The following is a 13,298-nucleotide window of genomic DNA, read 5'->3' as shown; positions in this document are numbered from 1 at the left end:
TATGGTTATTTAATTCGCCGTGGTCTAAATATTAAGTATAAATAATAGTAGCAAGGGGTACGACACGTTGTTTAAAAAGTTCTACTCGATTAAGCAACAGGATATGAAGGATTGCGGTGCAGCTTGTCTAGCTACCATTACCCAGCAATATGGATTAAAATATCCAATCTCCAAAATTCGTGAGGTTGCCGGAACAGATAACCAAGGAACTAACGCCTATGGAGTAATTAAAGCCGCCGAGAAACTAGGCTTTACAGCCAAAGGTGTAAAAGGCAATCAAGAAGCTTTTTTTGAAGAGTTCCCGCTGCCAGCAATTGCCCACGTTGTTATTGACCAAACATTGCTTCATTACGTAGTCATTCATAAAATATCGAAAAAAGAAGTTCTTATTGCCGATCCGGCAAAAGGGCTTGTCAAATATACGCCGGAGAAATTTTTTGAAATATGGACAGGTATTCTTATCCTTATGGTACCCACACCACAATTTCAAAAAGGTGATCACACAAAGGGGTTGTTCTCGCGATTCTTCGGTCTCTTAATTCCACAGAAAAGAATGCTTCTGGGGATATTTTTAGCGTCAATTCTCTATACGATTTTAGGCATATTTGGTGCTTTTTATTTCCAATTTCTATTAGATGAAATACTTCCTTATGGGTTGCAGAAGACGTTACATATCCTTTCAATTGGTATTATTGTTTTATACCTATTTCAAATTTTACTTAACGCCTTTCGAAGCCATCTTCTCATATTTTTAAGCCAAAAGCTAGATATATCGCTCATTCTCGGATACTACCATCACGTACTCAAGTTGCCTATGAATTTCTTTGGCACACGTAAAACGGGAGAAATTATTTCCAGACTAATGGACGCCTCCAAGGTGCGAGATGCCATATCGAGCGCAACACTGACTATTATGATTGATATCATTATGGTTATTGCTGGAGGTATCATTCTTTATTCGCAAAGCTCTCTCTTGTTCGGTGTGACAATACTCATGATTCCTTTGTATCTGGCTTTAATATGGGGCTTTCATAAACCATTCGATAAATTGAATCGTGAGCAGATGGAGAAGAACGCACAGCTTACTTCTTATATTGTGGAGTCAATCGATGGAATTGAGACAGTGAAAGCATATCATGCCGAGTCTAAAGCTAACATCGAGACAGAGAAAAAGTTTGTTGATTTTCTCAAGTCGGTTTTTAAGTTCGGATTTATGAATAATGTACAAGGCTCCCTAAAGGGATTGGTCCAAGTGGTTGGCGGTGTAGTCATATTGTGGGTGGGTGCAATTCAGGTTATCAAAGGAAACATGTCGATGGGGCAACTCATTACATACAATGCGTTGCTGGCTTATTTTCTAGATCCAATTCAAAATCTGATTAATCTGCAGCCAACTCTACAGACGGCAGTAGTTGCGGCGGATCGTCTTGGAGAAATTCTTGATCTTGATACGGAAAAATCCGAGGATGAGGACAAAAAGCTGCAGCCTAGCTCCTTAAAAGGCGATATACGATTAATTGACGTAGATTTCCGTTATGGCACAAGAGCATTAGTTCTTCAAAAAATTGCTATGACCATTAAACAAGGTGAGAAGATCGCCTTTGTAGGCGAAAGCGGTTCGGGAAAAACGACGCTGATTAAACTGCTTATGCAATTTTACAACCATGAAAAAGGCGAAATTTTAATAAATGATCATAATATTAAGGATATTCATTTGGACTCGCTAAGGGAGAGAATTGCTTATATCCCGCAGGATACATTCTTTTTTAGCGGTACGATTCGAGATAATTTATGTTTGGGCGTTGAGGAAGGAACGGACTTGGAGCTTATTACGGAGGCATGCAAAACCGCACAGGCGCATGACTTTATCAACCAATTTCCACTTCGCTACAATACGATGCTGGAAGAGAACGCGACGAACATATCTGGGGGGCAGAAGCAGCGGTTAGCTATTGCCAGAGCGATTTTGAAGAAGCCTGACATTCTTATTATGGATGAAGCGACGAGTAATTTGGATTCAACGACGGAGAAAGCAGTGTCAGAGACCATTAATAGCTTTCAAGATATGACGACGATCATTATTGCCCACCGACTAAGCACCATTATGCGCTGTGACCGAATTTATGTTATGGATCAAGGGCGAATTATTGAACAAGGATCACATTTGGATCTGCTTGCGGTGAGAGGCAGATATTATGAGCTGTGGAAGGACCAATTGCCAGGGCTGGAAAATGCGCTTCCTGCGCAGCCTCAGTTTGCAGTAGGGGTAGGTGTCATATAGCATCATGAGAGCGATTGTTCGAAATATGTCGGATATGTCAGATAGCAGGGAAATGATGGAGGCTCGAACGAGTCCTGCCATTACTGCATTTATTGTCATTCTTCTAGTTTTAATTGTATCAGCTCTAACATGGTCCTTTATCGGTGAAATCGATGAGGTGGCAAAGGCTCCCGGTGTTGTTAGGCCGAACGAAAAGGTAAGCACCATACAGACTTCTTCTCTAGGTCAGGTTGAAAAGGTCTACGTAAAAGAAGGCATGCACGTTGATGCCGGAACAGTACTCATTAGCTTAGATCAGCAGGAGCTCCAAATAGAGCTGAGTAATCGCGAAGCGGAAATGAACAAGCTTAAGCTTGATCTGGAGCTGCTTCAGCGCTACAAGAAGAGCATCGAAAGTGGAAAAAACCTATTTGCAGCCGGAAAATCAGAGGAGAGCTTCTACTATGATCTGGTTGAGCAATTCCACCTCGAATATCATCAGAAAGAATTGGAGTTTCAGTCCGCTGATCAACAAATGATCAGTGCCAAGACAGAAACGATCCAATCTCAAGATTCATTGAAGGTAAGTATGCGATCCAGCGAGCAAAAAGTATTACAGGACAAAAAAGCATTGAATAGGAAGATCAAGCTGCTCACTTCGGATTTGGAACAAGAGAGAAAACTAAAGCTTTCTATGCAATCAAAGACAAATAAGATATCGTCCTCGGACAAAAAAAGAACGGCACAGTTTGGGCAATATGTGCTTCGGTTAGAACAATTGGATGCTGCGGTGGGTGAAAGCAAAGCGGTATATGAACGCTCTGTGGAGCTCGGGGAGCGTTTTGTGCCAAAAGCGCAGTTGGAGGAGGAGCTTGCAAAGCTTGAGGCCGCAAAGCTTCAGCTCAGCCAATATCAGCAAGAAGCCATGCTAGGGGTAGAAAGTAATATTTTTGATTACGAATATCAACTCGGTGAGCTAAATAACAGTTTGTCACTGTTAAATGAGAAGCACAGTCCTGCTGCATTGGAGCTGGAATCATTAATGCTGCAGCAGCAGCAATTGGCGGACAAGCAGCAGAGCTTGACGAATCAAGGAGAGTTAACAAATCAGTCAGAGATTACAGCCTTGGAGAAATATAAGCTCGATCGTGTGGTTCAAATTCAAATGACAATGGAAGAAAAGAAAAAAAGTTTGGACACATTGAACGAGAATGCAGAGCAGCTAGAGGTGGCGATAGATAAACGAACGCTAACATCCCCTGTTTCCGGAACGGTCAATGTCTTGAAGGAGATGAATACGGGAGGGATTGTTCAGGCGGGTGAGGCTTTATTATCCATTATTCCATCCAATGAGACGAAATACAAAATAAGCATAGCCGTTCCCAATCATGAAATCGGCAAGATTGCATTAGGGAATAAGGTGGAGTTGAATTTTCAGGCTTTTCCTAAACAAAGCTTCGGTTCATTAACCGGTGTGGTCACTTCAATCAGTACCGATGCAGTCGTTCAACAGGATGGGCTGAGCTACTATGTTGTTGAGGCTTCCATAGCAAACGAGCCGTTAACAAATCGAAAAGGAGAGCGTGGCGAAATTCGGGTCGGTATGACGGCAGAAGCGTATGTCATAACCGATTCGAAGAAAATCATTCAGTATGTGCTTGAGAAAATCAATCTACGAGAGTAAAGAGGGGGATTGTGTGCGTTATAAATTATGGCTCATCCTCTTTATGAGCGTATTTATTAGCAGTGCTGTACTGCCTTTACAGGCAGACGGAAGTGATAATGAAGTCGCTGCTGTGCGGGTATTGTCGAAGGAGTCTGTCATTGATTTAGCTCTAAAAAATTATATTGACGTAAAGCTTGCTCAGTTAAGGCTTCGATCTAGCGAATCGCAGCTGGATTATGCGCAAATACAAAAAAATATGACGTCAGAAGTAGGAGAAAGGCCCACTCCAAGTCATCTTCCTACGTTGCCTGAGGAGCTTTTGGAGCAAATTCCGAATTATGATCAACTATCTGACGAAGAAAAAGCAGAAGCTGATCAAATGATTATGATTCAGAGTATGATTAATCACTCATTCAATCAGTTTCTGGATGCTCAGAATTCGGAGCAGTTCAACGCCATGCTGAAGGAAAAAACGATTAATCTTGTTTCATTAAGCGATAATATACGTGCTTTAGCGTCTGACAAGACAATTGCGTCTTTGGAGCTTGAAAAAACGAAGAATCTTGTTGAGTTTTATGCGGTTCAACAATATTACCGACTTTTGAATACGGGTAACAGCTTAAAATCTGCGGAGCTTGAAGCGAAATACTTGGATAATCGTGTCCAGGATGCTATTCTTCTGTTCAAAAACGGGAAGATAACGGAGAGCGAGCTGGAGCAAGCGAAATCAAAATCACTGAAAGAGCAAAGCATAAGCAATCATATGAGGCTTCAGTATGAACTTCAATTGAAGCTGTTTAAATCGGAGCTCGGAATTGATACTAAACAAGAAGTAGTCATTAAAGAAGTTAATTTGAAGCTGCCGAATGAAGGTTATTCGCATTTAACGGTAAAGCTTGAGGACAACTATGAGCTTCGTCAAGCAGATGAGGTCATAAAGCTTGCCAAGGATAATTACGATTCTGTATCCAAGACAAATTTGACTCTATCTAGCTATTATTTAAGGGTTTGGAATGATAAGAAGGAAGAGAAGGCGATTAGAAAGCAGCAATTAGAGCTAAGGCTGATGCAATTAGAGCAGGAAGGAAACTCACTCTTTGCTGAAGCTAAGCGGCTCGCTCAAGAAAAAGTAGAATTAATCCAGAATATACAAGATTATGAAACATTATTGCGAAATGGTCGTATTACGGTGAGAAATTTGGAGGATTTGCAGCTTGAGCTAGCTAAGCTGAATCTAGCTATTGATAATGCGAATTTGAGCTATGGGATATTTCAAGAGAAACAAGCACTGGCTAGTAAAGGTATATTACTAGGAACGGCAGTTTGACACAGTTTGCACTAAAACAATGAGGGAGCGAATCAATTCATGAAAAAAATCGCAGCACTATTTCTATCTCTAGCCCTATTATTTTCATTCATTACTAGCGTTCAAGCCGAGGCGAAGCCTATATCGGTATGGGTGGAAGGCGAACAGGCGCAGCTAGGCGGCGAAGCGCCAATTATCGAGCGCGGGACGACGCTTGTTCCAGCTGAATCTATATTAGACGAGCTTGACTTTGAGGTAAGCTGGGACGCGAAAGGCAAGGTTGTTACTGGTACGAAAGACAAACTAGTGATCTCCTTTCAGGTTGGCAAGCAAACGGCTGTTGTAAACGGCACAGAGCTGCCATTGTTGACTGGTCCTAAGCTCGTTGGCAAAACGGTTTATGTGCCATTACGCTTCGTCAGCGAGGTTGCCGGATACGAGGTTAAGTGGAATAGTAAGCAACGCGCTATTTCCGTCGAAGTAAAGGTACCGAGCCGCGGATTTATGTGGAAGGTAGAAAATGAGGGTAACGTCGTTTATTTACTGGGATCCATTCATATCGCAAACAGCGCTATGTATCCGCTTCGCTCGGAAATTACAACTGCATTTGATGAGTCCGACTATTTGGTTGTAGAGGCTGACATTACGAAAGCTAACGAGCCAGCTGTGCAGCAACTGGTGCTTGAAATGAGCTCGTATGAGGATGGCTCGACGCTGAAGGATCACCTTTCAGCGGAAACGTATGCGAAGCTGGAAGGTATTCTAGAGGAGAATGGCTCAAAGGCAGACGCGCTTGATGGGTTTAAACCGTGGAGTGTATCGTCTACTTTGGATTATTTGAAAGCAATGAAGTCGGGATACGATAGCAATATTGGGATCGATATGTACTTCTTGGCGCAAGCGATCGAGCGTAAGGTTCCGATTGTAGAGCTGGAGTCAATCAAGTTTCAGCTTGAAATGCTTGATGGCTTCTCGTCTGAGCTACAGGAGGAAATGCTTGTCTCTTCCATTGAGAGTTATTATTCAACCGAATCAGGGATTGAAGAGCTGACGGACATGTGGGTAACAGGTGATGAGAAGAAGCTTTTAACGATTACGAATGAAACGGGAGAGCATGAAGAATTGAATAAAGCAATGCTGACCGACCGCAACAAACCGATGGTCGAAAAAATAGATGGATACTTGAAGAGTAAGGAATCTGCGACCTATTTTGTAGTTGTAGGAGCAGCGCATATGTTAGGCGATGACGGAATCGTGCCGCTGCTTGAGAAGAAAGGCTACAAAGTTACACGTCAGTAAAGTTCAATAAACAAAGATGCTCACTGGTAGAGAAATATTCCAGCGAGCATCGTTTTTGCGATTTTATACAACCGAAATTCCGGCCTGAACGCTTTGGGAGTCATGTCGACCAGTAAAAAGGTCAACCATGCACCTATTTGAATTAATAGGTTAGTCTAATACTTTATTTTCTTTGGACATCAACGATTCGGGATGGGCCTGATCAGCCAAATCAAAAAGGGGAATGTTTGCGGCCAGGTGGCCTACTTAAACATTCCCCTTTATATCTCTCTATGAAACGGCTGCTTTTGCCACAGAGGGCATCGGCAGCCGATTAAGCTTGTGATGGTTCTACAATGCCGTTTGCTCTAGGATAACATAGCCGTAGGCCGGCAGCGTAAACTGAAGCTTGCCATCAACCGTGTTAGTTGTCTTGGAAAGTCGAGTGGCGCTCTCGCCCTCACTTGAGAGGAGCGTCAACCATGCCGATTCGCTGAGCACGTTCACATCTTCTGTGCTTGCTATTGAATCCGCGCTGCCTGCAACTTCCAGCTGGCCGCTGTCAGCAGCCTCGATTACTGCCGCGCCGTCTTTAGAAACCGAAACATCCAACTCCGCTCTGCCGGAGAACCCGGTAAACGCGATCTCATGCTGCTGCGCGCCTTGATTTACTGGCGCAGCATCAATCGCGAAGCTAAGATTAGCAGCCTCGCCGCGCGCATTCAATGCGATAAGCAGGCGCTGATCGCCGTCGCGGCGCTCATACACCAAAGTGCCGTCTGCTTGACCGACATGCACGAAGGAAATATCCGCACTGCGAAGCGCGCTGTATTTGTGGCGAAGCCCAATCGCCGACGTATAGAAGGCGAGGAGCTCGCTATTTTGCTCAGCCGGGTCCCACACCATGCATTTGCGGCAGCCGGGATCGCCCGCGCCGTTTATTCCTACCTCATCGCCGTAATAAATACATGGGGTCCCAGGGTATGTCAACTGGAATAATGATGAAAGCTTCATGGTCTCCGTGTTGTCCCCGCAAATCGTTAGCAAACGAGGCGTATCGTGACTATCTAACAAATTGAAGGCGGCCTCGGTTACTTGCTGCGGATAAGCGGCAAGCTGCGAGCCAATGGCATTTGCGAAGTCAGAAGCATCGATGGTCTGGTAAGCAAAGAAATCAAGCACCGCGTTCGTGAACGGGTAGTTCATGACCGCATCGAACTGATCGCCCTGCAGCCACATCATCGAATCATGCCAAATCTCGCCCAGGATGTAGGCTTCCGGATTGACCTTTTTCACGGTCTGACGGAATTCGCGCCAAAATTGGTGGTCCACCTCATTCGCAACGTCAAGCCGCCAGCCGTCGATTCCGATTTCCTCGATCCAGTATCGCACAACCTCGAACAAATATTGCTTCACCTCGGGATGCTCGGTGTTCAGCTTTGGCATGAGCGGCTCAAAAGCAAACGTCTCGTAAGAAGGAACACCGTCAACCACCTGCAGCGGCCATTCCCGCACGTAGAACCAGTCCGCGTATTTCGACTGCTGTCCGTTTACCTGCGCATCCACAAACGGAGGAAATGTTTTGCCCGAGTGGTTGAATACGGCATCAAGCAGGACGCGAATGCCGCGGGCGTGGCAAGCATCAACTAACTCCTTCAGCTTCTCGTTGGTTCCGAACTGGGGATCAACCTTCATATAATCCTGTGTATCATATTTATGATTCGTCGTCGCTTCGAACAGCGGCGTAAAATAAACGGCATTAATGCCAAGCGCGGAAATGTGGTCCAAATGATCGATTACGCCCTGTAAATCGCCGCCAAAGAAATTATAAGGAGTCGGCTCGCCGCCCCAAGGCAGTACATTCGCGGGATCTAGCGATGGATCGCCGTTCGCGAAGCGCTCCGGAAATATTTGATAGAAGACAGCGTCCTTCACCCAAGCCGGCGGCTCGAACACGTCGATGGGATTAATATAAGGGAAGTCGAAAAAGGAATTTGGATTATTCGGCAGCAGCAGTTCGAAGCCTTTATCGGTAAGCAGAATGCTCTCAGAACCGCTGGTTAAACGGAAGGCATAACGCAGACGGCGGAAAGGAGGGATGACAGCCGTTTCCCAATAATCGAATCGTGCATCCGAGGACAAAATGCGCATCGGGACCGTTGTGATCGTTTGCTCCCAGGCATACTTGTCGCCGACAATCGCTTCAACCGCGGCCACATCGTTTTTCTTGGTACGCAAGCGAAGATGCAGCGTTTTTCCGTCGTAGGCGTAGGCCCAGTTTTGCTTCGGCCTGTGATATACAGCTTCTAATAACATAATAATCGCTCCTTATGGATGATATAAATAAAGGGTGAAAACGCGAAAAAAGGTACAACCTCTGCTCATAAAAGCCGAGGTTGTACCTTTTCCCATCAAACGTTCAGGCGCCGCTCACGCGAAGCATAATGCGAACAAATGGTTGCGGTAGCATTGCCTTTCTATTGTAACTCTCAACACATTTATTATACATAATTTGCACGTTTTGTACTAGTACGTTTGTGAAAAAAAATTACGCGTGAACCGCTTCATGCGCTTGCGATTCCAAGAAGCGTTCGCAGTCCAGCGCTGCCATGCATCCGCTGCCTGCTGCCGTAATCGCTTGACGGTAGTTGCGGTCCTGCACGTCGCCGCATGCGTATACGCCTGGTATATTCGTTTCCGATGTGCCGGGCTTCACGATGATGTAGCCTTGCTCATCGGTATCGATTTGTCCGCCTAGGAAGCCGGTATTTGGCGTATGTCCGATGGTTACAAACAGACCGTCAGACTCCAGCAGCTCTTCTTCGCCTGTTTCATTATTGCGTACTTTCAACCCTTGCAAGCCCATGCCAGTAGCAGCGACTTCAAGCGGCGTGCGGTTTAAGCTCCATACGATTTTGTCATTGGCGCGGGCGCGGTCCTGCATGATTTTTGAAGCGCGAAGATCATCGCGGCGGTGCACGAGTCTAACCTCCGACGCGAAGCGGGTAAGGAACACGGCTTCTTCCATCGCCGAGTCGCCGCCGCCGACAACAATAATTTTTTTGCCGCGGAAGAAGAAGCCGTCACAGGTTGCGCAGGTGCTTACGCCGCGTCCGATATTTTCTTGCTCGCCCGGGATGCCAAGGTATTTGGCCGAAGCGCCGGTTGAGATGATGATCGAATCGGCTTGCAGCTCGCCAATGCCTTCCACGTCGAGCGTGTAAGGACGCTTGCTGAAGTCGACGCTTTTGACGGAGCCTGTTTTGAATTTCGCGCCGAAGCGCTGAGCTTGCTTACGCATATTGGACATGAGCTCGCTGCCCAAAATTCCATCGGGGAATCCAGGGAAATTTTCTACTTCTGTAGTCGTTGTAAGCTGGCCTCCAGGCTGCCACCCTTCAATAACGAGCGGCTCCATGTTCGCGCGAGCCAAATAAATAGCAGCCGTCAAACCGGCAGGACCTGTACCGATAATAATTGTTTTGTAAGTCATCTATAATCTCCTCCGTTTCGGATGCTTTTTCAGATAATAAATACTACATTAAAATTATTACAATCTAGAGCTAAAGTCAATATCGTTCATGTAACGTTCATGTTCGTATTGTATGCTGATTTGAGCGATTGCATAAGCCAGACTGGAGGACGAATGAAATGCCCAAAATTGTAGTTGTAGATGATGATCCGAACATCCGCGAGCTGGTCAGTCTTTTCTTGAAAAGAGAAGGCTGCCAGGTTATTGAAGCTATAGATGGCGTAGACGCATTAGAGAAGCTGGAGGCGGTTCGCCCTGATCTGGCGATTATCGATGTCATGATGCCGCGCATGGACGGCTTTGCGCTTTGCGCCGCACTGCGTGCCAGCTATGATATCCCGCTGCTCATGCTGACGGCCAAAGGGGAAACGACGCAGAAGGTGAAGGGCTTTGAGCTGGGAGCGGATGACTATATGGTCAAGCCGTTTGATCCGCCGGAGCTGGTCGTCCGGGTCAAGGCTTTGCTCAAAAGATACCGGATCACCGCGTCGCAGACGGTCGAGTTCGGCGACGTTATGATGAACCAAACCGACTTTCATATGTCCGCGGGCGGAGAGAAGGTTACCCTGCCGCCTAAGGAATTCGAGCTGCTGTTCAAGCTGGCCAGCTACCCGGGAAAAACCTTTGCGCGCGATCAGCTCATCGAACAGATCTGGGGCATGGATTACGAGGGTGACGAGCGGACGGTTGATGTACATATCAAAAGGCTGCGCGACCGGTTTCCCGAGGAGCTATATCGTTTCCGAATCGTAACGATCCGAGGACTCGGATATAGGCTGGAGGAATGGTCATGATCCGCAGCCTATATGTTCGCATAACGGCTACCTTTCTCATTATTGTACTTATTAGCATTGGCGTGGCTTTTCTATTCACGAATCAAATGTTCAAACGGGATGCACGCGGCCAACTTCCCAACCAGATGGAGGGGGCCATCGACCGCATCGAGCAGCTCTATGCGGTTTCTGAGCCGGCGTCAATGAAAGAGTTTTTGGAGGAGATGTCGAACCAGCAGGGAATGTCCATTATCGCAGTCAGCAGAGCTAACCGCCTTGTGACGGTTGGCGAGAGAAGCGACATCATGGTGGAGAGGCTCACATATCAGCAGCTGGCAAGCATATTCAGCGGCAGCACCGTGCGCATGGAAGTGTTCAATCGGGATGCGGGAGACCCGCCATTGCCGCCTGCCATAGGCAAGCTGGTGCAATTCGGCAGTGAAAATTGGGCTTTATTTGTCCAGCCGGATCGTTTTCCGCAAAATAGTAACTTTATATGGACAGCCGTGACACTGCTCGTAACCTTGCTCGTCGTCGGATGCGTGCTTATTTTGGTTGCGGCCCGTTATCTCGTGAGACCGTTAAAGATGATGACCAACGCGGCGAAAAGAATGTCGGAGGGCGATTTCAGCGTGCGGTTGCCTGCAAGACACGGAGATGAGCTTGGCGAGCTCGCTGAGGGCATGAACAAAATGGCGCTTAGCTTGTCGCAGCTTGAAATGATGCGTCAGGATTTCGTATCGAACGTTTCCCATGAAATCCAGTCGCCGCTCACCTCTATCGGAGGCTTTGCCGAGGCGCTCCGCAGCGAGGAAGTGACGGAATCCGAGCGGGACCGCTATATCAGCATCATAAAGCAGGAGAGCATGCGGCTTTCGCGTCTGAGCGAGAATTTGCTTAACCTGGCTTCGCTGGATTCGCAGCAGCATCCGTTTCACCCGCAGCCTTATCGACTCGACCGCCAGCTGCGCGATGTCGTGCTCGCCTGCGAGCCGCAGTGGATAGCCAAACGGCAAACGGTTGAGCTTTTAATGGAGGAAACGGTCATTACCGCAGATCGTGATCAGCTTAACCAGGTATGGATGAATTTACTGGCGAACAGCATGAAATTCACGCCTGAGGACGGTAAAATCTCTTTTTCGCTGACCGGGCAGGACGGCTTCGCCGTGGTCCGGATTTCTGATACGGGGATCGGCATCAGCGAGGAGGATCGGGAGCGCGTATTTGAACGGTTTTATAAAGGAGACCTATCGCGTGACCGAAGCCAGGGAGGCAGCGGTCTCGGGTTGTCTATTGCGCAAACCATTGCCCATATCCATGGCGGCAGCATCATGCTTGATCCCTGCGCCGATCAACTAAAGGGCGCAAGCTTTATTATACGGCTCCCATTTACGCCTCCGGCGCAATAATAGACGGTAATCTTGCAGGACGGGAGCATAGAGGCATGAAAACATGGCTAATCAAGAATAAAGCGGTTATGATGGAGGCAGTCTATACAATTCATGCAACGTTCTGGGGGAGAAGCTCGAATGGAGAAGCGGATACGCAAAGCGATCATACCCGCAGGAGGACTCGGGACAAGGTTTTTGCCGGCAACTAAAGCACAGCCGAAAGAAATGCTCCCGATCATCGACAAGCCTGCCATTCAATATATTGTAGAAGAGGCGGTCCAATCCGGCATCGAAAGCATTGTGATCGTCAGCGGTCGCAACAAACGGGCCATCGAGGATCATTTTGATAAATCCGCTGAGCTTGAAATGGAGCTTGAAGCGCGCCATAACGAGGAAATGCTGGAGATGGTGCAAAAAATATCGCAGCTGGCTGACATCTATTACGTAAGGCAGAAGGAGCCGCTGGGGCTCGGACATGCCGTACTATGTGCGCGCCGCTTCATTGCGGACGAGCCCTTTGCCGTATTGCTCGGAGATGATATTCTGAAATCTGATCCGCCGTGCTTGCGCCAAATGATCGACATTTATGAGCAGGAGCAGTCATCGGTCGTTGCCGTTATGGAGGTGCCGTGGGATCAGACCCATAAGTACGGTATCGTCGACATTGAACCAGGCAGGCAGATTGCCCGCGTCCGCGATATCATTGAGAAGCCGGCGCCGGGACAAGCCCCTTCTAATTATGCGGTTGTCGGCCGCTACGTTCTGGATCCTGCGATATTTGGCCTGCTCGAGAAAGCAGCGCCGGGAAAAGCGGGTGAGATCCAGCTGACCGACAGCCTGCAGCAATTAAACCGCATGGCCTCGTTAACCGCTTTTCGCTTTGACGGCCGCAGACATGATGTGGGCGATAAGCTTGGCTTCGTCCAGGCGACCATTGATTTTGCGCTTGAACGCGCGGATCTTGGCGATGAGGTTAGAAGGTACCTGCTGGAGAGGCTGAAGGAAACGAAGGCATAGGCTCATTCATAGGGGAATCAAGGACCGCCGGCGGCGGTTCTTTTTTTATAGGTAAGCGCTGATAGCGATAGGAAG

The 13,298-nt window shown here is 47.2% G+C and carries 10 protein-coding genes; 8 read left to right on the top strand and 2 right to left on the bottom strand.

Translation table 11 applies throughout. From position 1 onward, the window contains the following. Window positions 1-67: 67 nt before the first annotated feature. The 4 genes from AC1DLI_RS08685 to AC1DLI_RS08670 are packed head-to-tail and all read left to right on the top strand — an operon-like array spanning window position 68 to window position 6,531. Window positions 68-2,281 carry a peptidase domain-containing ABC transporter gene (locus tag AC1DLI_RS08685; protein WP_477601532.1) on the top strand — a complete coding sequence of 738 codons (2,214 nt, stop codon included), beginning with the start codon at window positions 68-70 and terminating at the stop codon, window positions 2,279-2,281. Window positions 2,282-2,285: 4 nt separating this feature from the next. Next, window positions 2,286-3,944 carry a beta-barrel domain-containing protein gene (locus AC1DLI_RS08680; protein ID WP_477601530.1) on the top strand — a complete coding sequence of 553 codons (1,659 nt, stop codon included), beginning with the start codon at window positions 2,286-2,288 and terminating at the stop codon, window positions 3,942-3,944. Between the two features lie 13 nt (window positions 3,945-3,957). Beyond that, the gene (locus tag AC1DLI_RS08675) at window positions 3,958-5,253 is read left to right on the top strand and encodes a TolC family protein (RefSeq protein WP_477601528.1); all 1,296 of its coding nucleotides are present in this window, start codon (window positions 3,958-3,960) and stop codon (window positions 5,251-5,253) included. A gap of 39 nt (window positions 5,254-5,292) precedes the next feature. Then, window positions 5,293-6,531 (top strand): TraB/GumN family protein, encoded by a 1,239-nt coding sequence (locus AC1DLI_RS08670; RefSeq protein ID WP_477601526.1) that lies wholly within the window; start codon window positions 5,293-5,295, stop codon window positions 6,529-6,531. A gap of 330 nt (window positions 6,532-6,861) precedes the next feature. Here AC1DLI_RS08670 and AC1DLI_RS08665 read toward each other — a convergent pair whose 3' ends face one another. Together AC1DLI_RS08665 and trxB are read right to left on the bottom strand one after the other, a co-directional pair. Continuing rightward, window positions 6,862-8,826, bottom strand: coding sequence for a glycoside hydrolase family 13 protein (locus tag AC1DLI_RS08665; RefSeq protein ID WP_477601524.1), 1,965 nt, complete (start codon window positions 8,824-8,826; stop codon window positions 6,862-6,864). Window positions 8,827-9,058: 232 nt separating this feature from the next. Then, window positions 9,059-10,003 carry a thioredoxin-disulfide reductase gene (gene trxB / locus AC1DLI_RS08660; protein WP_477601522.1) on the bottom strand — a complete coding sequence of 315 codons (945 nt, stop codon included), beginning with the start codon at window positions 10,001-10,003 and terminating at the stop codon, window positions 9,059-9,061. Between the two features lie 158 nt (window positions 10,004-10,161). Here trxB and AC1DLI_RS08655 point away from each other — a divergent pair, with 158 nt between their 5' ends. Genes AC1DLI_RS08655 through galU form a run of 4 tightly spaced genes read left to right on the top strand, consistent with a single transcriptional unit; the run spans window position 10,162 to window position 13,223 of the window. Further along, the gene (locus tag AC1DLI_RS08655) at window positions 10,162-10,836 is read left to right on the top strand and encodes a response regulator transcription factor (RefSeq protein ID WP_308994997.1); all 675 of its coding nucleotides are present in this window, start codon (window positions 10,162-10,164) and stop codon (window positions 10,834-10,836) included. Continuing rightward, entirely contained in the window at window positions 10,833-12,224 is a 1,392-nt protein-coding gene (locus AC1DLI_RS08650) for a sensor histidine kinase (protein ID WP_477601519.1), read from the top strand. Before AC1DLI_RS08655 ends, AC1DLI_RS08650 begins: the two co-directional genes overlap by 4 nt. A 35-nt stretch (window positions 12,225-12,259) precedes the next feature. Then, on the top strand, window positions 12,260-12,415 hold the full coding sequence (locus AC1DLI_RS08645; RefSeq protein WP_477601517.1) for a hypothetical protein: 156 nt from the start codon (window positions 12,260-12,262) through the stop codon (window positions 12,413-12,415). Beyond that, a complete protein-coding gene (gene galU / locus AC1DLI_RS08640) occupies window positions 12,345-13,223 on the top strand; it encodes a UTP--glucose-1-phosphate uridylyltransferase GalU (protein ID WP_477601515.1) in 879 nt (292 codons plus the stop codon). Before AC1DLI_RS08645 ends, galU begins: the two co-directional genes overlap by 71 nt. Window positions 13,224-13,298: the final 75 nt, after the last annotated feature.

This window comes from Paenibacillus sp. 01T443, from assembly GCF_056398325.1.
The sequence above is the reverse complement of the archived record's forward strand: the minus strand, read 5'-3'. Positions and strand labels throughout refer to the sequence as shown.

Excerpts from the sequence above, each read along its gene's own strand:
- AC1DLI_RS08645 (WP_477601517.1), top strand. The coding sequence starts at position 12,260 with ATGAAAACATGGCTAATCAAGAATAAAGCGGTTATGATGGAGGCAGTC.
- AC1DLI_RS08680 (WP_477601530.1), top strand. The coding sequence starts at position 2,286 with ATGAGAGCGATTGTTCGAAATATGTCGGATATGTCAGATAGCAGGGAA.
- AC1DLI_RS08670 (WP_477601526.1), top strand. The coding sequence starts at position 5,293 with ATGAAAAAAATCGCAGCACTATTTCTATCTCTAGCCCTATTATTTTCA.
- AC1DLI_RS08650 (WP_477601519.1), top strand. The coding sequence starts at position 10,833 with ATGATCCGCAGCCTATATGTTCGCATAACGGCTACCTTTCTCATTATT.
- trxB (WP_477601522.1), bottom strand. The coding sequence starts at position 10,003 with ATGACTTACAAAACAATTATTATCGGTACAGGTCCTGCCGGTTTGACG.
- AC1DLI_RS08655 (WP_308994997.1), top strand. The coding sequence starts at position 10,162 with ATGCCCAAAATTGTAGTTGTAGATGATGATCCGAACATCCGCGAGCTG.
- galU (WP_477601515.1), top strand. The coding sequence starts at position 12,345 with ATGGAGAAGCGGATACGCAAAGCGATCATACCCGCAGGAGGACTCGGG.
- AC1DLI_RS08665 (WP_477601524.1), bottom strand. The coding sequence starts at position 8,826 with ATGTTATTAGAAGCTGTATATCACAGGCCGAAGCAAAACTGGGCCTAC.